The sequence below is a fragment of the Atopostipes suicloacalis DSM 15692 genome (genome assembly GCF_900129085.1).
Lineage (GTDB): Bacteria > Bacillota > Bacilli > Lactobacillales > Carnobacteriaceae_A > Atopostipes > Atopostipes suicloacalis.
In genome coordinates this window covers 1-20,079 of sequence record NZ_FQUF01000025.1, presented here as the reverse complement: position 1 = coordinate 20,079, position 20,079 = coordinate 1, and the positions used below count along the sequence as shown (strand labels likewise).

Below are 20,079 nucleotides of genomic sequence, written 5' to 3'. Positions count from 1 at the left end.
GTCATTTATAAAAATTATTTTTCGTTATTTTCTTTTCCAGTTTTTTCCTGTTTTTCATAAGCAGTAATTACCTTTGAAACCAATGGATGGCGGATAACATCTGAAGAATCAAAATGAACCATCCCTATCCCGTCTACTTGGTTCAATGTACGTTGTCCATGAATTAAACCACTTTTCGTTCCTCTAGGTAAGTCGATTTGTGTGATATCCCCATTAACAATCATTTTAGAACCAAAACCAAGACGAGTAATAAACATCTTCATTTGTTGGATTGTCGTATTTTGAGCTTCATCGAGAATAACAAAGGCATCATCCAATGTCCGTCCACGCATATAAGCCAGAGGAGCGATTTCAATAGTTTCTCGCTCTAACAATCGACCGGTATGTTCAACCCCTAAAATTTGATACAACGAATCATATAAAGGTCTAAGATACGGATCTACCTTTTCTTTTAAATCTCCTGGCAAGAACCCTAAATTTTCTCCAGCTTCCACAGCTGGTCGGGTTAAGATTATTCTTTTTACTTCGCCTCTTCTTAATGCTGCAACAGCCATTGCTACTGCTAAAAAGGTCTTTCCAGTACCAGCTGGACCTATCCCAAAGACAATATCATTATTTTTAACAGCTTGAAAATAATCACTTTGGCCTACATTCTTCACTCGAATAGGTCTGCCGTTATAATCTCGTGTTATTTCTTTTTCATACATACGTATAAATTGATCTAATTTATCATTTTTTGATAAACGAATGGCGTTGATAATATCCATTGGTTGAATGGCTATCTTTTTTTCGCTTAATTGTTCGAGCTGAGAAAGTATTTCCCCCATTTCCAGCACAGCTTCTTCAGTCCCATTAATAATCAGCTGTTTTCCTCTTGTATTAAGCGTAACGTCCAATTCATCTTCAAAAATTGGTAAATTACTGTTTTGTGCTCCAAATACTGACATAGCTAGCTCATCACTTGACATTGTGCGGATGGATTGTGTCAATTCTTTGGTCAAAGATTCATGCACCCTTTCTAGTTTTAATTTATTATAAGTTGATTTTATCATATATGCCTATCTTACGCTATGCTTGTATGTTATCTTGCATGAAATTGAAACATTATCTAATCTTTTTTTATGTTCATTCTACACAGACGTTTAAAAAGAGTGAAATCTTTTCATTTCACTCTTTTTATCTTTTATTATTCAATTTAATGATTAGATAACTCTTCTTTAACCATTTGATTAATTTTACTGCCGTCTGCAGCTCCTGCTACTTTAGGCATGATATTGGTCATTACTTTCCCCATATCTTTCATTGACTCAGCTCCAACTTCATCAATTGTTTCTTTAACAATTGAGCGAACTTCATCATCAGAAAGTTGTTCTGGTAAATATTGGTCAACAACTTCTAATTCTTTTTCAAGATTCTTAACGAGATCGTCTCGTCCTGCCTTCGCAAATTCTTCGTAAGAATCCATTCTTTGTTTCTTTTCACGCGATAAAATGGTTATTTCTTCATCAGGAGTTAATTCACGACCTTTAGCAATTTCTTCATTTTGAAATGCTGCTTTAATCATTCGAATCGTTGTTAAACGATCCTTTTCTTTTGCTTTCATTGCAGCTTTCATATCTTGATTTAATTGATCTGATACACTCATATATCTCACCCTTTATCTTTTATGTAAAGAAAGCCCAACAATCGAAAATCGATTCGCTGGGCTGTCAAAATTATTAACGTCTTTTATTTCTTTTATCTCTCTTACGAGCTTCCTCTGATTTTTTCTTGCGTTTAACACTTGGTTTCTCATAGTACTCTCTTTTTCGTGCTTCTCTTAAAGTACCAGTTTTAGAAACGGAACGTTTGAATCGACGAAGAGCATCATCTAGAGATTCACCATCTCTTATGTTTGTTTTAGTCAACGTCCTTACCTCCCCTCATCAATTCAGGGGATGACAGTCTTTGTTTCATATTCACAATTCGTCTTCCCTTAATCCAGATCGCTTATTTCAGCAATTGGAATTTTATGTTTTCTGTAAGTCATTAAACTTAACAGTCTATAATATATTATAAACAAAAATGAATTTTAGGTCAATTAATAAAAGTGTTTATTTTAAAATTATTATTTCCTAATAGTAAAGTTAAGTCACCGTTTTCTTTTTTAAACAATCTTCACATATACCAAATAATTCAAAACGATGTGAGGTAACCTCTGCCTCCCCAATCTCCCCTTTAAAATGATCTAAGGGACACATGGTTAATTTTAAAGAGCGACCACACTTTGTACAAATAAAATGATGATGGTGCTCATCAAAGTAACAATTGGCTCGGAAAAATTTTTCTCCATTAAACTCTGTTTCTTCTAATATATTTAGAGTGGAAAAAGAGTGGAGATTTCGATAGATAGTATCGGGACTTATACTAGGATAACTATCTGCTAGTTCTGCTTTTACTTCCTTAGCGGATAAGTAACGATTTGATTGGTACATGACTTCAATTATTTGGACTCTGCGTTCTGTTATTTTTAAATCACTTTGTTTGAGTATGTCTAGAGCTTCTTTTAATAACGGCATCTTTCATCACCCTTGTAATGCTATTTATCCTTCATATTCTATAGCCTAGTCACCGAGTTCAGTATACTCTATTCAAACATTTTTTAAAAGTAACTTATTTATTTTATAGCTTTTTTTCTTACCCCTTTTACTATATAATGAACGCTACATTGTAAGAACTTATTTTACTAAGAAAGGATTTACCTATGTCGAATGAGCCAAAATTAATTGCTTATGTTGTTTCTGATTCTATTGGTCAATCTGCTGTAAGTATTGCTAGAGCGGCATTGAACAAATTTTCCGAATTAGAATATGTAATAAAAGATTATACGTTCATTACAGAATTTGCTGAAATTGATAAAATAGTAAATGAACTAAAAAGTGAAAAAGACATTACTATTATTTTCCATACTTTTGCAAACCAAAACATGTCGGAATATTTAGAAAAATCAGCTAAGGGAGTTTGTAATGATTATTATGATATCCTAACGCCAATCGTTAACCGTGTTGGAGAAGTTACTGGTTTAAAATCAAATACTGCAGAGTCAGATTTCCAAGCTCCTTTGGATAAAGAATATTTTGACCGTATTACAGCTTTAGAGTTTGCAGTAGCCCATGATGATGGAAAGGAACCTAAAGGATTTTTAGAAGCTGATATTGTTATATTAGGTATTTCAAGGACTTCAAAAACACCACTAAGCATTTATTTAGCAAATAACACAAATTATAAAGTAGCCAATCTTCCTTTAATGCCTGAGTCAGAACTACCAGAAGAAATTTGGGAGGTAAATCCTAGTCGTATCATTGGCTTAACCAATGATGTAGAGGTTTTAAGTGAGATACGAAAAGAAAGAATGATCGCTTATGGATTAGATCCTGAAACGATTTATTCGGATAAGATACGTATAAAAGAAGAGATTAATTATGCGGATGAATTGTACAATAAATTAAACTGTAAAATTATTAATGTCGCAAATAAATCCATTGAGGAAACAGCCGGTACTATTGTTAATCACTTAAATGAAGAAGGCTTATACCATATCATTAAGAAACCAGAAAACAGAGAATAGTACCTTTATTTAAAAACAACAAAAAATAGTGTGGATAGAGTAAAAATTAATACTCGACCACACTATTTTTATTTTCTAATCTTCTATTTTTTTCTTATTTCTTTTAATACGGCCTTCCCAATTATCATAACCGTCTTTAAGTACGAATAAATCTTCAAATCCATGTTTTCTTAGTTCAATAGCGGCTCTATAGGCGGCATAAGTCCCAGCTTCGTATAAATAAATTGGTTGGTCTTTACGTAGCTCAACATGTCGCTGTTTAATTTCAAAAAAGGGAATATTACGAGCACCTAGTATATGCCCAGCATCAAAGTCGTCTTTTTCTCGCACATCGACCAATTGTTTTTTACGTAAATCTTTTTTGAACTCTTCACTTTCCAAAGCAACTGCTGAATTTTTTCTTCGAAAGTATTGAATCAGTTCCCAAATTCCCCATCCAATTAAAATAGCCCATAAAACTAATGTAAATGTATTCATATTACTAATAAAATTTTTAATTCCGTTTAACAAGATCATTATTCCTTTCTACATCTGCAAGATTAATTGTTTGTGATTTATATTATCTCATATTCAATTTCATTCAAGACTAAAGAAGCTGCTCCGATTACACCCGCATCATTGCCTAATTCAGCAATTTTCACTTTTGTTATCTCACGAATCGTTGGGAAAGAAAATTCACTCACAACAGTTCGCACCTTCTCAGCTAAGAATTCTCCCGCTTTTGAAACACCGCCACCTAAAACAATAGTAGATGGATTCAGTAAGTTAGCAACATTGGCTAAAGCAAAGCCTAAATAATAAGCAAAACGATCAACAATCATTTCTGCTAAATCATCGCCGTCCTTAGCCAAATCAAAGATCGTTTTAGCATCTATATCTTGTCCATCATCAATTAAAAACTTTAATTGAGAATCTCCAGCATATTCTTCAGACAAGTCTCGCGCCAAATGAACCACTCCGGTAGCTGAAGCATATTGTTCTAGACATCCTTTTTTACCGCAAGTACATAGATAGCCCTCTGGTTCAACGGTCACATGTCCAATTTCTCCAGCAGCATCTATTGCGCCATGCAATAATTTACCGTCAGAAATTAATCCTCCACCAACACCAGTACCTAAAGTAACGAAAACAACATCCGGTTCATTATTTCCAGCACCTATCCATTGTTCTCCTAGAGCAGCAACGTTTGCATCATTATCAATAAAAAAAGGAATTCCCGTACCCTTTTCAATTTGTTCACGAACCAGCTGCAAAGTTTTCCAATTTAGATTGTATGCACCAATGACGGTCCCATCTATTCGATTCACTGTCCCTGGTGAGCCCATTCCAATCCCTATAAAATCTTCAGCTGTTAATTGAAAACGATCGAGTTGATGGTTAATTGATTGAATCAAATTCGGGATAATCTTTGTACCTTCCTCAGAAATATCTGTTTCAATACTCCACTTTGTTTGGATTTCTCCTTTTTGATTTAAAATCGCACACTTTGCCGTCGTACCACCTAAATCAATCCCAATAACCTTTTTATCTAACATTGAAATTCTCCTACCTTTAGTATATTTACAATAAAATATTTAAATGAATTTATTGATGTAAAATTATTTAAATCCAGAAGAGGTTGTTTTTATATAACCTATTACTATAAGTATAATTAAACAAAGCAAGTAAGCAAGCCCAAATTTTATTCGTTTTTTTGTCGGGTTATTTATTGCATTTTTTGAAGATAAAGTGTACATCATTAAGTACCCTCCAAGCATTCCTCCTAAATGACCTGCATAATCAATGGAATGACTGAAAAAACCCGTGATAAGATTAATAACAATTAAAGCTAGATAATCTCTTGACAACCTTTGAATTTTTGTATGATACGGATATAATTTACCTAAAACAATCGTTGTCGCAAACATTCCAAAAATGGCTGTACTGGCACCTGCTGAGATTGAATTATTAAAAGCAAAACTAGCCGCATTCCCAAGCAACCCACTTAATAGATATAAAACAAAGAAACGAAAATGGCCAATGATTATTTCTAATTCAATTCCTAAAAAGTAAATGACTAATCCATTAAATAATAAATGAGAAAAACCAATATGTAAAAAAATAGGAGTAATTAATCGCCACCATTCACCGTAAACAATAAATTCATTAATTTTTGCTCCAAAAATCATTAAGGTCCATGGATTCTCACTCCCTCCGTTGAAGGTCATGAGTAAATACATTAAAATGGTCACTGCTAAAAAACCATAAGTCACAAATGGTTTCCTCTTTATTCTGTAAATTCTTTCATTTAAATTTGTTTTCATGAATAAACCCTTTCATTGTACAGTGAAATCTTTTATAATTATAACATAATTTACTTTGTGAATATGAACTTTTATTAAAAAAGACTAGAATAATTAACGGAGTCGTGGTATTCTATTATTCGCAAACTATTTACTCATTTTGTAAATAATTTATTTTCTGATTTGGAGGGAAAGACATGCGCGTAAATATTACATTAGAATGTACTGAATGTGGAGAACAAAATTACATTACTACAAAAAATAGACAAACGAATGATGAACGTTTAGAAATGAAAAAATATTGCCCACGTGAACGTAAAATGACTTTACATCGTGAAACTAAAAAATAAATCATCAAGATATGAAATAGTAGCTTCTAACAAGTTCTTAGGAACAAAGTTAGAAGCTTATTTATTTTATATAGCTAATTACCGCTCCATAAAAATCAAAAAGATGGGAAGAATCACTCCCATCTTTTTGATTTTTTATTCTTCTTCTAATGGATCTCCTGCATCTTCTGGGATTTCATCCGTTGTGGGTTCATCATTTTTATAATCTCCTACCTCAAAGTAAGCATCAAATATTTTCCTTGAAGTATCCACATTAACCGTTCCGGTATTTTGATTCGGCAAGTAGGGAACAACTACCGCTATAGCAATTTCTGGGTCATCATAAGGGGCATAACCTACATAAGTAATATTGGTTACACTCTCCCCTTGTCTTGATTTGTTCTCTCCCCAATAAGAAGCCTGCGCAGTTCCAGTTTTTCCAGCAGAAACATAAGGCGCACTGTTAAATATACCTGGAGCGAAGCCGTAATTTCCATTTACTACTTGGTACATTCCTTGCTGAACGCGCTCCATCAGGTTAGGAGAGATATCAATGGTGTTCATAATTTTAGGTTCTATCTCTTTGACTAGAGAACCGACCTCTCCAGTGTCTTGATTGGTCTCTCTGATTTCAGATACTAATTTCGGAGCAAACCTTGTCCCTCCATTTGCGATAGTGGCTGAATATTGAGCCAACTGTAAAGGAGTATACGTATCATATTGACCAAAAGCTAAAAACATCGCTTGGCCTGCATTATCAGGAGTGCTTTTTTGTCCAGTTGCTTCACTAGGTAAATCTATTCCTGTTTCACTGCCTAAACCAAATTGACTATAATATCTTCGCATCTTGTCTACTGTATCTACATAGTCAATCGGGACTCCCTGATCTTGTTGATAATTCCAATATCCGCCCATACGTAAAGCAATTTGAGCCATGTATATGTTTGATGAATATTGAAGAGCCGTTATATCATTAACCGAAACAGATCCCGATCGATTAAAGACAGATGAAATATTATTCGAACCTTTCATTCGCATCGGTGTATCAACAATTGTATTATTATCTAATGTTAATGCTCCATCCATATAACCCATCAAAACGGTCGCTGACTTAACAGATGATCCCATATTAAATGCATTTGAAATAACACCTAATGAATCATCTTTAACTTTTCCATTGACAATTTTTTTTCCACTCAAAGCTAATATGTCCCCATTTTTAGGATTCATAGCCACTGCATAAACACTTTCATTTAAACCTCGTCTTTTAGAAAGAACATCCAATAAAATATCATCGACTCGATCTTGAAAATCCATATCAATCGTTAAAATTAAATTATTTCCCTTACTTCCAGAAAAAATCTCTTCTTGGGTGATAATATCGCCCGAGTGATCTGTTTCTGTCTTTGAGGTGGATTTACTTCCGCGTAAAACTGTTTCATATTGAGCTTCCAGAAGACTCTGACCAATTCGATCATTTCGAGAGTACCCTTTCGCTAAATAACTATTTAACTGCTGTCTAGGAATTCCTTGACTTTCAGAAGAAACAGATCCTAAAATACTTCGTAAAGTATCTTCTTGAGGATAAATACGATCCCAATCCGTCCCTGTAGTTATTCCAGGAAGCAAAGGTATATTTTCACTTACACGAGCAATTTCATCTTGAGTAACCTCGTTATTTTTAATGTTAACCGTACTTAGAGCGTATGCTGAATTCATTTTAGTAAAAATCGCTATTGCTTTTAACTCATGGTCTGAATAATCCATAATCTCTGCTTCATTAATTAGTTCTAGTTGATCTGCATAAGAAAAATCACTTTCACTAATGTTATTTTCTGTTGTATGTTTTTCAATGCGTTCTTTCATCATTTCGTCATTTGTAGCGAAAAAATAATCTTTTAAATCTCGTTCACTCAAATCACTATCATCATCTTGAAAAGGTGAAGTATGTGGTAAATCAATTAAATGCGCTAGATTACCCGCCACTTGTGCCATATTTTCAGTCTTTGTATTAGATCCTCTAGTATACATAATCGTATTTTTGGCTTCATTAGCGACTAAAGGTCTTAATCTTGAATCAAAGATTTCACCACGAGGTACGTTTCCACGAACGGTTGTACTTTCTGTTCGTTCTACCTCGGCTTTAAATTCTTCTCCTTGTATAATTTGTAAATACCCTAAACGAGTAATCAAAGTTACAAATAATAAGAAAATAATAAAAAATAATAAATTTAATCGAAAAGGAATATGTGATTTATTGCGATCTTTCCGATTCTTTTTTTTGTTTTCCATTCGTTATACCTCTTTAATCTCATCAATTTCTTACAGTCTATATGCTATATGGTAGTTTAACAAATTAGGCGGGAGTTTGCATTAGAAATTATAAAAAAGGTTTAACCACTGAAACAAAGAACCAATGGCTAAACCTTTTATTTTTCATTCTTTTATTTTTCTTTAAAAATTATTTGGCTTCTTGATATCTTTTAGCTACTTCATCCCAATTAACGATATTCCAAACGGCCTTTACATAGTCAGGACGTACATTTTGGTAGTTTAGGTAATAAGCATGTTCCCAAACGTCTATTCCAAAAATTGGTGTTTGACCCTGCATGAGAGGTGAATCTTGGTTTGGTGTACTTGTAACTTTCAAGTCTCCATTATCGACTACCAGCCAGCCCCATCCTGATCCAAATTGACCAGTTGCTGCCGCTGCAAGTTCTGATTTAAAATCGTCAAAACTTCCAAAAGATTCATTAATTGCATCCGCTAATTCACCAGTTGGTTCTCCACCACCATTTGGTGATAATACTTCCCAAAATAACGAATGATTCACATGTCCTCCACCATTATTTCGAACCGTCGTGCGAATATCTTCAGGAACTTCATCTAATTTAGTCACAAGTTCTTCGATTGATAATTTTTGTAAATCATCGTGACCTTCCAAAGCTTTATTCGTATTTTCTACATAGGTATTATGATGTTTGTCGTGATGAAGTTTCATCGTCTCTTCATCAATATATGGTTCCAAGGCATCATACGCGTACGGTAAATCTGGCAATTTGTAAGTCATGTAAAAAACTCCTCCTTGATTATTATCTATTATTGACTCTTAATTGCAGTGTAGCACATATAAATTTACAGGTAAAATAATTAGCACTAATTCGTAATATTTCTGTTTTCTTCCTAAAAAGTTCCTCTGCACTTATTATAAAGATGTACTTCTTCTATTGACCACTTTTTTCAAAGGAAGAGCGACGAGTGGTAAAATAATAATACTTGCAATGATTTCAATGATACCATTGGTCGCAACGACTGTTCCTAGTGCTCCTAATAATAAAGATTCTGAGATACCTAAGGCATCTGCATAGGCTTTACTAGCAAACAAATATATTCCACCCAATACAAAAAATGTATTCGCAAAAGTTCCTATCCCAGCAGTTATTGCGTAAGAAATTTTATCAGATATTCTTTCACTAAAAAAATTAAAGGTAACAGCACTGATCCAACCGACAATTAAACGAGGAATAACTGAAATTAGAGGATTTAAAAACACAATATTAAAAGGGGTCGGTTGCATGTATGCTCGAAGCATACTTAACAGTCCCCAAGCTAATCCAATAATGCTGCCTGTTTTCGTTCCAAATAAAACTGCTGCTAAAATAACTGTAATATGAACAATCGTGACATCAATGGGACCTAAAGGAATATAACCAAGCATTGGAATAAAGGTTTGTGCAATTAAAATAGCTAAAAGCATACTAAGAATGGTTAGTTGAAATACATCTGTTTTTTTATTCATCTTGTTCTCCTATTAATTCATTCTCTTTATTTTTATGTATTAAATTTTGGTTAAATATATAACAAATTCATGAATTCGTCAAAATATATTTCTTTTGACTTCATTTACTTTTTGTCTTCCTTTCGCTAAACTAAGTAAGCAATCTTTTACAGAAGGAGAAAGTTATGTTTAATTATATAAAAACTGTTTTTACCAAGCCAAAAGAAATATACACGGCTAGAAATATGAAAAATTCTCATTACTTTTCACTTATCTTCATTATTGGTTTAATCTTAACATTTTTTTCTATCTTTGAGATGTTTCCTATAGCGAACCAAGTTTCTGATGACTATGAAGAAATTAATACATCTATCCCCGATTTTAAACTAGAGGATGGTCAACTAGAAAGTGATACAGGAAGTTATATTTATCAAACAAATAGTATCATGTTCTATTTTGATAGTGAAGATCGAATAACGGTCGATACGATTGAGTCAAACATCCCCACTCAAGCAGCCCCCATTTCTATCGGACTTTTAAAAGATGAAATCTATTTGAATGCTGCGAATACGGGTTATTCCTTTTCTTATAACGATTTCAAAGATTTGAATGCTGGCAACCTTATGGAAGCATTAGATAGTATGGGGAACTTTACTATTGGGATGTATGTACTTCTTATCATTATATTACTTGTTGTTAACTTATTCATCTATATCACTCAGCTTCTACCAATTTCTTTATTTGCAAATTTAATTTCTGTTTTCCGAAAAACGCGTTTGTCTTTCCTTCAGAATGCAAAAATTGCTTTGCTTGCATCGATGGGACCTTTTATTTTAATGGCTATATTCAACGCTCTTCAAATTCAAGTGGCTTATCAATATGAGATCACTCTTTTTACTTCTTTAATCTTATTCTATATAAGTATTACTGAAATGAAAAAACGCCTCGGCAAACAAAAAAAGTCAGATTAAATTATTTTAAAAAAGAGACGGAACCTTCTATTTAGGATTCACGTCTCTTTTTGTTGTAAGCAATCTTTAGAGTTGAACCTATCACTCTAATAAATAGCTATTTTTTTCTTTTGTTTTGTTTCCTTTTTTGTCGACTCTTTTGTTTATTCAGTTCTTTTCTTTTTGAGCGTATTTTTCTGCGATAGCCGGGTTTAACTTTCTTCTTAGACTTTTTGGCTAATCCTGCAATCTCAGCATCATACTCAAGTGGTTTTGCGGGTCTTTTCCGTTCTGTTCTTTTTTCAGGAGCATCAACGATTTCATTATTTTTTATAGTTTTTTCTTCAAAAGAAATTCCCATATTTTCTATAATTTGGATTTCGTCTTCTTCTCCAGGTGAATATAAAGTAATGGCAATCCCAGGTAATTTATTTCTTCCTGTTCGTCCAACTCGATGAACAAAATAGGATAAATCTTGTGGAACTTCAGCATTGATCACATGAGAAACCCCTTCGATATCAATCCCTCTTGCTGCTAAGTCTGTAGCCACAATAAACTGATAATCTAAATTATGAATTTCACGCATGACTCTTCTACGTTCTCTTGAATCTAATCCTCCATGCAAAATCCCGACATTCAGTCCTCGATCAATCAGTTGATTAGCTAACTTTTCAACATTTTCTTTTGTATTCGCAAAAATTAAAACCAAATATGGATTACCTATAGTCAACAAATTGTAAATGACTTCTGTTCGTTCTTTGCTTTTGGTTGAAATCAACCAATTATCAATTAAATCTGAAATAACTTCTTTATTTTCTATTTCTATTCTAATTGGTTGGTTCATATATTTTTGTAAAAATGGCTGTAGCTTTTGCGGTATAGTTGCTGAAAATACAAGAAGCTGACTATTTGACTGCAAGGTGGATGCAATCTTGTCTACTTCTTCAATAAAACCCAAGTCAAGCGTCATATCGGCTTCATCTACTACCATGGCGTAGGCTGAATTGGTTCTTAATTCATTAGATTGAATCAAATCAAACAGTCGACCTGGAGTTCCAATAACGACATCAGGTTGGCTATTTTGCAAGCTTTCAATTTGTCTATTTTTATCGGTTCCCCCAATAAAGCGTGAAACTTCAATGTCCCAAGGCGCGTTTTTAGTCAGCTGGATGGTTGCTTGATAGAGTTGTTCGGCTAACTCTCGACTCGGGGCAGTAATAACCACTTGGACATTATTTGCATTTTGACCCAGTTGATTAAGTAAAGGTAACAAAAATGCATGTGTTTTTCCTGATCCTGTTTTAGATTGTGCAATAATATCTCTATTGGATTGAATGTTTGTAATTACTTCTGTTTGGATTTCTGTCGGCTCTTTAAAATTTAGTTCAGAAATTGCCTCTAATAAATAGGGTTCTAAGTTAAATTGTTTAAAATTATTTTTCATTGCTTATTCCTCTCCTAACTAGGTTCTTTAACATTCTACCAAAGTCAAACATCTAGTGCTAGTTTTATATTTAGAAATGAATGCTTCATGAAATTTGCTTCACGTTTAAATACAAAGTAAAATAGAATTAAGTACGTTAGAAAAGGTGATTAAAAAATGGCACAAAATAAAAAAGCTTTGTTTATTATTTTTGGTGGAACAGGCGATTTAGCTTATCGAAAATTATACCCTGCTCTATATAAACTGTATAAAAAGAATTATTTAAATGAAAATTTTGCAGTTATTGGAACGGCTCGTAGAGAATGGTCCGATCCTTATTACCAAGAAGTTGTTTATGATTCAATTCAAGAAATTAAAAAATCGGATGAAGATGCTAAAGAATTTGCAAGCCATTTTCGTTATCAATCACATAATGTAAATGATACCGAGAATTATATATCCTTATTGAAATTAGCAGACGAATTAGATGAAGAATACGATCTTGAAGGAAACCGTGTCTTCTATCTTTCGGTGTCCCCGAGTTTCTTTGGAACTGTCTCTTCTCATTTAAGAGCTGAGAACCTTATCACAGAGAATGGCTTTAATCGGTTAATTATTGAGAAACCATTCGGCTCAGACTTTGTAAACTCTGATGTATTAAACAATGATATCTTAGAATCCTTTAGTGAAGAACAGATTTACCGAATTGACCATTATTTAGGTAAAGAAATGATACAAATGCTGCTAGCTCTTCGCTTTGGAAACCCTCTATTCAAAAAAATATGGAATAAAGATTTTGTTTCAAACATTCAAGTTACTCTTGCTGAAGATATGGGTGTCGAAGAACGTGGTGCCTATTATGAACAAAGCGGTGCTTTGAGAGATATGGTTCAAAACCATGTGCTGCAGATAGTAAGCTTTTTATATATGGATGAACCAAAATCTAATGATTCAAATGCCATACGTAAAGTAAAAGTTGAAGCCTTAAGAGATTTAAAAATAATAAATAAAGATAATATTAATCACAATTTTGTACGTGGTCAGTACAGCTCTTCAAAAGATAATTTGGATATTTTAGACTATGTTTCTGAACACGAAGTTGACCCTGATTCAACTGTTGAAACTTTCGTTGCTGGAAAGATTGAATCTACCCATGAAAACTGGAAAGGTGTTCCTCTATATATTCGAACAGGGAAACGAATGAAAGCCAAAAAAACTCAAATAGATATTGTGTTTAAAAATGATGCAACAACCTTTTTCCCAGCACAAGAAGTTAAAGAGAACGTTTTGAGCATTCATATTGGCCCAGATGAAGGACTTTCTCTTCAGTTAAATAATAAAAAAATCGGTCATGCTTTTGAAATAGAACCTATTCATTTAACCTATCAACCATCTGCTGATGCTCCAGAGGATTATGAGCGATTAATATTAAGTGCTTTAACTGGAGATAAAACAAACTTCGTCCATTGGGATGAACTAGCAGAATCTTGGAAATATATAGATTCTATACGCGAAGCTTGGACTAATGCTGACAGCCCACTTTATTTGTATGAAGCAAACACAAATGGGCCTAAAGAGGCAAATGAATTACTAGAAAATGACAACAATTATTGGATTTGGAATTAACTAAATTTTTAATGCGATTGATTATTTAGGCAAAGATATGCACGAGCATTCTTTGCCTTTAATTTTTTATTTATAGAATGAAATTTGCCCAAAAGCCTTGGATTTGATATAATACCATAGCGAATTTATGCGTTATGAATACATAAATAAGATCGTAAATATTATGAGGAGGTATTGAGTTGGATTATAAAAAAATAATCGCTGAAGATTTATCCACTCAATTGAGTGATCATTTAACAATAGATAAAATTTACCACTTACTTGAAAAACCAAAAATTGAAGAACACGGTGATTTAGCTTTCCCTACTTTCCAATTAGCAAAAGTTTTTCGTAAAAATCCTGCAGAAATCGCAGCAGATCTTTCAAAAGAATTTTCTTCTGAAGTCGTTTCTTCTGTAAAAGCTGTAGGACCTTATTTAAACTTTTATTTAGATAAAGGAGAAGTCAGTGCGGAAGTGTTAGGAGAAATACTTTCGGCAAAAGAAAATTATGGAGCAAGTGATATTGGAAACGGGAAAAATATTCCTCTTGATATGTCATCCCCAAATATCGCAAAACCTATGTCAATGGGACATTTGCGCTCTACTGTTATCGGAAATGCTTTGGCTAATATCGTGGATAAACTGGGATACAATCCGATTAAAATTAATTATTTAGGAGATTGGGGGACACAATTTGGTCGTCTAATTACCGCTTATAAACTTTGGGGTGAAGAAGAAAAAGTTCGCACTAACCCTATTGCTGAATTGAATGAATTATATGTTCGTTTCCACGAAGAACTGGAAGAAGAGCCAGAATTAGAAAGTGTTGGTCGTGAATGGTTCAGAAAACTCGAAGCTGGGGATGAAGAAGCCGTACAGCTATGGCGCTGGTTCCGTGAAGAATCTTTAAATGAATTTAACACCATTTATGAACGGTTAGGTATTACTTTTGACTCTATGAACGGCGAAGCTTTTTTCAATGATAAAATGGATGAAGTAGTCGATATTTTAACAGAGAAAGAGTTGCTCATTGAAGACCAAGGGGCTCAAGTAGTACGTCTGGACGAATATGATTTACAACCTGCATTAATCAAAAAACAAGATGGAGCGACTTTATATATTACTCGTGATATTGCAGCCGCTTTATATCGTAAAAGAACGTATGATTTCGATCAAGCCTTATATGTTGTAGGACAAGATCAAATTTATCACTTTAACCAATTAAAAGCTGTTTTAAATAAAATGGGTTATCAATGGGAAGAAGACATCCATCATATTATTTTTGGATTAATTTCAATAGATGGGGCTAAAATGTCTACTCGCCGAGGTAAGGTTGTTTTATTAGAAGATGTCCTAAATGAAGCGGTAGAACGTGCTCTTCTACTAATTAATGAAAAGAACCCTACCCTTTCTAATAAGGAAGAAGTAGCCGAACAAGTTGGTGTTGGAGCAGTTTTATTCCATGACTTGCAACATGATCGCCGAAATGATTTTAATTTCAATCTAGATGAAATTGTACAATTTGAAGGCGAAACAGGACCCTATGTTCAATACACTCGTGCTCGTGCTTTAAGTATTTTGAAAAAAGCTAATGTAGATGCAAATGACTTTATTAAAGATCAAAATTATTCATTAACCGACCAGTACAGTTGGCCAATTATTAAACTTATTCAGTCATTTAGCGATAACCTAGCAAGAGCCCATCAAGAATTTGAACCTTCTATTATCGCAAAGCATGCTTTACATGTTGCTCAAGCATTTAACCGATTTTATGCAAACATCCGTGTTTTAGATGATCATCCAGAAAAAGATAGTCGTTTAGCACTTGTATACTCTGTGGCATTAATGCTGGAAGAGGATTTACGAATCTTAGGTGTCCAAGCACCTGATGAAATGTAAGCTTATTACTAAATTTAATATTTAAGACAAAAATAGCTGGCTTTTTCTTTACTATTCATGTAAAAGAAGGCCAGCTGTTTGAATTTTTAAGTTTAAAACCTCTTCTATCCTTAAATATATTAAACATATAAATAAATGCTAAAATACATAAAGATAGCTCCGGTAGCTACGAATAAATGCCAGATAACATGCATCCAATCCAAATGCTTCATCTTATAAAAGATAGTTCCTATTGAATATGAAAGCCCTCCAAGGAACAGCAAGATGATTCCATTCATTTGAAGCGATTGATATAAAGGATAAATTAAAAAGACACCCATCCATCCCATAATTAAGTATAAGTAAGTACTCAATTTAGGGAAACGATTCGTCCAAACAACTTCAAAGATGACACCTGCCAATGCTGCTATCCAAACAATAGCTAAAAAGATATAGCCAACTGCTCCACCTACTGTGACCATTAGATAAGGCGTATATGTTCCCGCAATTAATAAATATATCGATGCATGATCAATCTTTTGGAAGAGTTCTTTATAATTTGAAAAACTAAAACTGTGATACAAAGTTGAAGCTAAAAATAACATAATTAAACTTGTTCCATAAATACTATATGCTATAACTTCAGAAATAACAACTTGGGGATTAGATAAAGCTTTATCTAACAAAAAAATCATAGAAACGACACCGAGTAAAGCTACAATTCCATGTGTGATCGCATTAAATATTTCTACAAGCAATTCATTTTTGGTAATTGATTTTGTCATTTATATATTTCCTCCTCTTTAATATTCTTTCTTACGGTCTTAATCCAATTTATCTTTATCATAGTGTTTCGTTAAATCCATATGTTGAAAATTTTGCTGACGTAAGGCTTCGTATACAATAATAGAAACCGTATTTGATAAATTTAAAGAACGAATATGTGTATCATCCATAGGAATCCTTATACAGTTTTCTTCATTTTCTCTCATGAATTTTTCTGGCAAACCTGTCGTTTCTTTTCCAAAAATAAAATAGTGATCTTCCTCAGTGTCTGAATAATCAACATCGGTATACGTTTGATGTGCAAACTTAGTCACTAAATGAAGATGTCCACCTTTTGCATATTCTAAAAAGGATTTTAAACTTTTATGGGAAGTCACTTTTAATTCATTCCAGTAATCTAACCCCGCTCGTTTAAGCATTTTATCTTCCAAACTAAATCCTAAGGGAAAAATCAAATGTAAATGAGCGTCCGTCCCTGCACAGGTTCTTACAATATTCCCAGTATTTGGTGGAATTTGTGGTTTATATAATACGATATGGTTCATGTACAATGTCTTCTTTCTATACTTACTTTTTAATAATCATTAAAAATAGTTTATTCTATATTTTCTTCTAGCCGCTTTATTGCTTGAGTAAATTCATCAATAGTTTCAGAGTCCTCTTCTATAGTTAAAGCTTCTTGCAGAAAAGAAATGATTTCTTTGTTTGGATTTTTCACCATTATTTTAGAAATAGCCCAAGCAGCAGTTCCACGAATCATGGGGCGTGGATCATCTTCTATTAATTTTAAAAGAGTTGGTATAGAACGACGATCCCGATAGTTGGCTAATGCAATGATTGCATTTCTTTGTAAAGGTTTCTTTCCCCTCCAAGATCCAGCCATCTGTCCAAATTGCTCTCTGAATTTTTTATTTGAAATAGTGAGCATGGGCTCCAATCTGGGATGAACCCTTTCATAATCAGGTTCCATTTCTTCGTGCAAATGAAAATCAATCCCTTGGTTGTATGGACAAACTATTTGACATATATCACAACCATAGATTACATGACGCATCGATTTTCGATAATTTTCTGGCATATAACTTTTTGTTTGAGTTTGATAAGATAAGCATTTTTTGGCATTCATTTCACCATTTCCAAGCAATGCTTGTGTAGGGCAACCATTTATACACCGCCAGCAATCTCCACAATTATAACCTACTGGTGGATCTGGTTCAAAAGGAATGTTTGTAATAATTTCTCCTAAATAAACATACGAACCAAACTCTTTAGTAATTAATAAACCATTTCTACCGATAAATCCTATTCCTGCTCGAGACGCAACAGCTACATCAATTAATTCCCCCGTATCCACCATCGATTTAAATTCAGCTTCTTCGCCCAATACATTTTTCATGTAATCAACCAATTGGTCGATATGCTCTTGTAAGACAAAGTGATAATCTCTACCCCGAGATGCTCGGGCAAATTCTCCTCTTCGCTCTCCTCGAACTCGTTTAGGCTGATTTTTTATTTTTGAAGGATAGGCCAGAGCGATGGAAATAATAGTTTCGGGCTGGTCAAATATTAATTCGGGGTAAATTCTTTCTTTAAGAATTTTATGCTCAAATCCAGATTGATGTCCTTTTTTATGTTGTTTTTTAAGAGATTCTTCTAATTCATAAAACGGTTCAGCATGAGTAAAGCCGATTTTATCTATACCAATATCATAAGCTTTTTCACGAATTAATTCTTTTAATGCCACATTCACCACTTTACCCCCCCTTATTCTTTAATTAGTATAACAAAAAAGAAATAATATTTGTACGTTTTAAAAGTTAAGATACTACTACAGTATAAATGAGTGTCAATGGTTTGGCTCTCCCCATCAACACTCATTAATAATTCAGAAAAATTTATTTGTTATTCGTATTTATATTTAATTTGATCGTCTCTTTTATATTTTACAAAGCTATTTGTTAATTTATTAAAATGTTGAAGTTCCTTGTCGTATTCAAAAATCGTGGTCATAATACTTAATAAGTCATTTCCTTTCGAAAAATCATACTCCATGGCTTCTTCAGTAGATGCTTCTAAATAAAAAGCTTCCATAAAAGATTTACGTAAATCATTTCTATATTTCATGAAGTTTACATTATCGGGTAGGACACGACCGTTCCATTTTAATAAAATTTGCTCATGGGCAGTCATTAAAGTCTCCATACGCTCGCGTATCAGTGTTCGTAATTCCTTTGGTAAGTGATTAATGGTATTTTCAGATTCATGCATGATAAAAGCTACCTTATAAAGAATCTGATTCACCTTAATCGATTGCCTACATACAACTAAAAATCGGAGCAATGAATAATATTTTGAACTGATAAATCGTTTATAGATAGGATCCATCATATATTTATAATATTTATTCAAAGTATGAAGATCTTTTTTTAGTTGTTTTAAATCTTCTGACATTATTGGAAATTGAGCGTTTTTTCTCAGCATCGATCGAACATATTTTGTAGAATTATCCGTTAGACTTACGGTTAATTGATAAAATTTCACATCGTATTTTGGTGGAAGCACAAAAGTATTTACAAAAAAAGCAATTAATACGCCGACTAATGTTGCAGAAACTCGCTGGATCGCTGTTAACAAAATATTACTTCCGGGATATAACATTACATTAATTGTCGTTAATGTTGAAAGGCCAATCATACTACCTAAATTCAATTGATTTAAAATAGCAATTAATACAGCAGAAGCCGCTGCAATCAATAAGTTACTATCACCTATATAATTGGAGACTAAAAAAGCAATGACTCCTCCAATTATGTTAGATATTATCCGACTTCCTATTTTATCAAATGTTTCTTGAACAGAAGGCATCATTGAAAATATAACCGCAGCAGTCGCTAAGCCTACACCATCTTCTAACCCAATATATTTAGGGATTATCATTGCAAGTAGGATTGCAAGGCTTGTTTTAAACGTTCTAGCCCCAATCTTCAAATTAATCATTCTCTCTTTCAATTTTCTAAAATAAAAGCATTTATTCTGCAACTAGTATAAATGATTTCCGTTAGATAATCTATTGATTTACTGTATCTTGTCAAGTCCATAATCTTGTGTAAAATAGTAGACAATGTGATTAACGCTGGTTGTTCAATAATCTAACAAAGTAATGAGCCTTGATAATGAGCTTCGGTCTGCTAGTCTTGTGACAGGCTGGCCTGATCGGCCGCACAGACAAAAAGGCAGACCGAAGGAGGCTCGTTGTCAAGGCCTCATGGGATTAATCTTCCAATGAAATATATTTTCTATTAGACCCTACCCATTCCTCATGTTTATCCATTAAAACAGCACCAATCAAACGATTGGCAGAGTCTTGGTTAGGAAAAATACGAATGATATTTTCACGGCGTCGCACTTCCTCGTTTAGTCTTTCCAGTACGTTTGTACT

General features: G+C 33.4%; 21 protein-coding genes. 5 read left to right on the top strand and 16 right to left on the bottom strand.

Annotation, left to right across the window (positions count from 1 at the left end; genetic code table 11):
* Nucleotides 1–14: 14 nt before the first annotated feature.
* The 4 genes from BUB96_RS07905 to BUB96_RS07890 all read right to left on the bottom strand — a co-directional run bounded on the left by BUB96_RS07905 (nt 15) and on the right by BUB96_RS07890 (nt 2,558).
* Nucleotides 15–1,052 (bottom strand): PhoH family protein, encoded by a 1,038-nt coding sequence (locus BUB96_RS07905; RefSeq protein WP_200789080.1) that lies wholly within the window; start codon nt 1,050–1,052, stop codon nt 15–17.
* 143 nt (nt 1,053–1,195) lie between these two features.
* Nucleotides 1,196–1,645 carry a GatB/YqeY domain-containing protein gene (locus tag BUB96_RS07900; RefSeq protein ID WP_073298333.1) on the bottom strand — a complete coding sequence of 150 codons (450 nt, stop codon included), beginning with the start codon at nt 1,643–1,645 and terminating at the stop codon, nt 1,196–1,198.
* Between the two features lie 73 nt (nt 1,646–1,718).
* Complete coding sequence (gene rpsU / locus BUB96_RS07895; protein ID WP_073298332.1) at nt 1,719–1,907, bottom strand: 30S ribosomal protein S21; 189 nt, start codon at nt 1,905–1,907, stop codon at nt 1,719–1,721.
* Nucleotides 1,908–2,126: 219 nt separating this feature from the next.
* Nucleotides 2,127–2,558, bottom strand: coding sequence for a Fur family transcriptional regulator (locus tag BUB96_RS07890; protein ID WP_073298331.1), 432 nt, complete (start codon nt 2,556–2,558; stop codon nt 2,127–2,129).
* 185 nt (nt 2,559–2,743) lie between these two features.
* On the opposite strand from BUB96_RS07890, the gene BUB96_RS07885 reads away from it, so the two are divergent.
* A complete protein-coding gene (locus BUB96_RS07885) occupies nt 2,744–3,607 on the top strand; it encodes a pyruvate, water dikinase regulatory protein (protein WP_073298330.1) in 864 nt (287 codons plus the stop codon).
* Between the two features lie 75 nt (nt 3,608–3,682).
* Here the strand turns inward: BUB96_RS07885 and BUB96_RS07880 are convergent, their stop codons facing one another.
* From BUB96_RS07880 to BUB96_RS07870, 3 genes are all read right to left on the bottom strand, one after another.
* Nucleotides 3,683–4,123, bottom strand: coding sequence for a rhodanese-like domain-containing protein (locus BUB96_RS07880; RefSeq protein ID WP_073298329.1), 441 nt, complete (start codon nt 4,121–4,123; stop codon nt 3,683–3,685).
* A 38-nt stretch (nt 4,124–4,161) separates the two neighbouring features.
* Complete coding sequence (locus BUB96_RS07875; protein ID WP_073298328.1) at nt 4,162–5,142, bottom strand: ROK family glucokinase; 981 nt, start codon at nt 5,140–5,142, stop codon at nt 4,162–4,164.
* Between the two features lie 63 nt (nt 5,143–5,205).
* A complete protein-coding gene (locus BUB96_RS07870; protein WP_234945829.1) occupies nt 5,206–5,859 on the bottom strand; it encodes a rhomboid family intramembrane serine protease in 654 nt (217 codons plus the stop codon).
* A gap of 227 nt (nt 5,860–6,086) precedes the next feature.
* Between BUB96_RS07870 and rpmG the strand changes: the two genes are divergently transcribed.
* Entirely contained in the window at nt 6,087–6,239 is a 153-nt protein-coding gene (rpmG, locus tag BUB96_RS07865) for a 50S ribosomal protein L33 (RefSeq protein ID WP_073298326.1), read from the top strand.
* A gap of 135 nt (nt 6,240–6,374) precedes the next feature.
* On the opposite strand, the gene BUB96_RS07860 is transcribed toward rpmG, so the two are convergent.
* The 3 genes from BUB96_RS07860 to BUB96_RS07850 all read right to left on the bottom strand — a co-directional run bounded on the left by BUB96_RS07860 (nt 6,375) and on the right by BUB96_RS07850 (nt 10,017).
* Entirely contained in the window at nt 6,375–8,510 is a 2,136-nt protein-coding gene (locus BUB96_RS07860) for a peptidoglycan D,D-transpeptidase FtsI family protein (RefSeq protein ID WP_073298325.1), read from the bottom strand.
* Between the two features lie 169 nt (nt 8,511–8,679).
* A complete protein-coding gene (locus BUB96_RS07855) occupies nt 8,680–9,288 on the bottom strand; it encodes a superoxide dismutase (protein WP_073298324.1) in 609 nt (202 codons plus the stop codon).
* 135 nt (nt 9,289–9,423) lie between these two features.
* Nucleotides 9,424–10,017, bottom strand: a complete 594-nt coding sequence (locus BUB96_RS07850) for an ECF transporter S component (RefSeq protein WP_073298323.1) — start codon at nt 10,015–10,017, stop codon at nt 9,424–9,426.
* Between the two features lie 164 nt (nt 10,018–10,181).
* Here BUB96_RS07850 and BUB96_RS07845 point away from each other — a divergent pair, with 164 nt between their 5' ends.
* On the top strand, nt 10,182–10,967 hold the full coding sequence (locus BUB96_RS07845) for a DUF1189 family protein (protein WP_073298322.1): 786 nt from the start codon (nt 10,182–10,184) through the stop codon (nt 10,965–10,967).
* 97 nt (nt 10,968–11,064) lie between these two features.
* Here BUB96_RS07845 and BUB96_RS07840 read toward each other — a convergent pair whose 3' ends face one another.
* The gene (locus BUB96_RS07840) at nt 11,065–12,390 is read right to left on the bottom strand and encodes a DEAD/DEAH box helicase (protein ID WP_073298321.1); all 1,326 of its coding nucleotides are present in this window, start codon (nt 12,388–12,390) and stop codon (nt 11,065–11,067) included.
* 156 nt (nt 12,391–12,546) lie between these two features.
* On the opposite strand from BUB96_RS07840, the gene zwf reads away from it, so the two are divergent.
* A complete protein-coding gene (gene zwf, locus BUB96_RS07835) occupies nt 12,547–13,995 on the top strand; it encodes a glucose-6-phosphate dehydrogenase (protein WP_073298320.1) in 1,449 nt (482 codons plus the stop codon).
* A 179-nt stretch (nt 13,996–14,174) separates the two neighbouring features.
* Nucleotides 14,175–15,875: an arginine--tRNA ligase gene (argS, locus tag BUB96_RS07830; protein ID WP_073298319.1), complete on the top strand. Its 1,701-nt coding sequence runs from the start codon at nt 14,175–14,177 to the stop codon at nt 15,873–15,875.
* A gap of 119 nt (nt 15,876–15,994) precedes the next feature.
* On the opposite strand, the gene trhA is transcribed toward argS, so the two are convergent.
* The 5 genes from trhA to BUB96_RS07805 all read right to left on the bottom strand — a co-directional run.
* On the bottom strand, nt 15,995–16,639 hold the full coding sequence (gene trhA / locus BUB96_RS07825; RefSeq protein WP_073298318.1) for a PAQR family membrane homeostasis protein TrhA: 645 nt from the start codon (nt 16,637–16,639) through the stop codon (nt 15,995–15,997).
* Nucleotides 16,640–16,678: 39 nt separating this feature from the next.
* The gene (gene trmL / locus BUB96_RS07820; RefSeq protein WP_073298317.1) at nt 16,679–17,185 is read right to left on the bottom strand and encodes a tRNA (uridine(34)/cytosine(34)/5-carboxymethylaminomethyluridine(34)-2'-O)-methyltransferase TrmL; all 507 of its coding nucleotides are present in this window, start codon (nt 17,183–17,185) and stop codon (nt 16,679–16,681) included.
* A gap of 50 nt (nt 17,186–17,235) precedes the next feature.
* Nucleotides 17,236–18,384 carry a tRNA epoxyqueuosine(34) reductase QueG gene (gene queG / locus BUB96_RS07815; protein WP_073298345.1) on the bottom strand — a complete coding sequence of 383 codons (1,149 nt, stop codon included), beginning with the start codon at nt 18,382–18,384 and terminating at the stop codon, nt 17,236–17,238.
* A gap of 158 nt (nt 18,385–18,542) precedes the next feature.
* Nucleotides 18,543–19,637 (bottom strand): FUSC family protein, encoded by a 1,095-nt coding sequence (locus tag BUB96_RS07810; RefSeq protein WP_084137032.1) that lies wholly within the window; start codon nt 19,635–19,637, stop codon nt 18,543–18,545.
* 274 nt (nt 19,638–19,911) lie between these two features.
* Nucleotides 19,912–20,079, bottom strand: a 168-nt coding sequence (locus BUB96_RS07805; protein WP_200789078.1) for a transposase, incomplete at its 5' end; no start/stop codon positions are given.

What these genes read in the sequence shown, in the direction of transcription:
- BUB96_RS07810 (WP_084137032.1), bottom strand. Translation starts at nt 19,637, where the DNA reads ATGATTAATTTGAAGATTGGGGCTAGAACGTTTAAAACAAGCCTTGCA.
- BUB96_RS07875 (WP_073298328.1), bottom strand. Translation starts at nt 5,142, where the DNA reads ATGTTAGATAAAAAGGTTATTGGGATTGATTTAGGTGGTACGACGGCA.
- BUB96_RS07855 (WP_073298324.1), bottom strand. Translation starts at nt 9,288, where the DNA reads ATGACTTACAAATTGCCAGATTTACCGTACGCGTATGATGCCTTGGAA.
- zwf (WP_073298320.1), top strand. Translation starts at nt 12,547, where the DNA reads ATGGCACAAAATAAAAAAGCTTTGTTTATTATTTTTGGTGGAACAGGC.
- trmL (WP_073298317.1), bottom strand. Translation starts at nt 17,185, where the DNA reads ATGAACCATATCGTATTATATAAACCACAAATTCCACCAAATACTGGG.
- BUB96_RS07880 (WP_073298329.1), bottom strand. Translation starts at nt 4,123, where the DNA reads ATGATCTTGTTAAACGGAATTAAAAATTTTATTAGTAATATGAATACA.
- BUB96_RS07860 (WP_073298325.1), bottom strand. Translation starts at nt 8,510, where the DNA reads ATGGAAAACAAAAAAAAGAATCGGAAAGATCGCAATAAATCACATATT.
- BUB96_RS07900 (WP_073298333.1), bottom strand. Translation starts at nt 1,645, where the DNA reads ATGAGTGTATCAGATCAATTAAATCAAGATATGAAAGCTGCAATGAAA.
- BUB96_RS07840 (WP_073298321.1), bottom strand. Translation starts at nt 12,390, where the DNA reads ATGAAAAATAATTTTAAACAATTTAACTTAGAACCCTATTTATTAGAG.
- BUB96_RS07905 (WP_200789080.1), bottom strand. Translation starts at nt 1,052, where the DNA reads ATGATAAAATCAACTTATAATAAATTAAAACTAGAAAGGGTGCATGAA.
- BUB96_RS07890 (WP_073298331.1), bottom strand. Translation starts at nt 2,558, where the DNA reads ATGCCGTTATTAAAAGAAGCTCTAGACATACTCAAACAAAGTGATTTA.
- trhA (WP_073298318.1), bottom strand. Translation starts at nt 16,639, where the DNA reads ATGACAAAATCAATTACCAAAAATGAATTGCTTGTAGAAATATTTAAT.
- rpmG (WP_073298326.1), top strand. Translation starts at nt 6,087, where the DNA reads ATGCGCGTAAATATTACATTAGAATGTACTGAATGTGGAGAACAAAAT.
- BUB96_RS07885 (WP_073298330.1), top strand. Translation starts at nt 2,744, where the DNA reads ATGTCGAATGAGCCAAAATTAATTGCTTATGTTGTTTCTGATTCTATT.
- BUB96_RS07845 (WP_073298322.1), top strand. Translation starts at nt 10,182, where the DNA reads ATGTTTAATTATATAAAAACTGTTTTTACCAAGCCAAAAGAAATATAC.
- BUB96_RS07850 (WP_073298323.1), bottom strand. Translation starts at nt 10,017, where the DNA reads ATGAATAAAAAAACAGATGTATTTCAACTAACCATTCTTAGTATGCTT.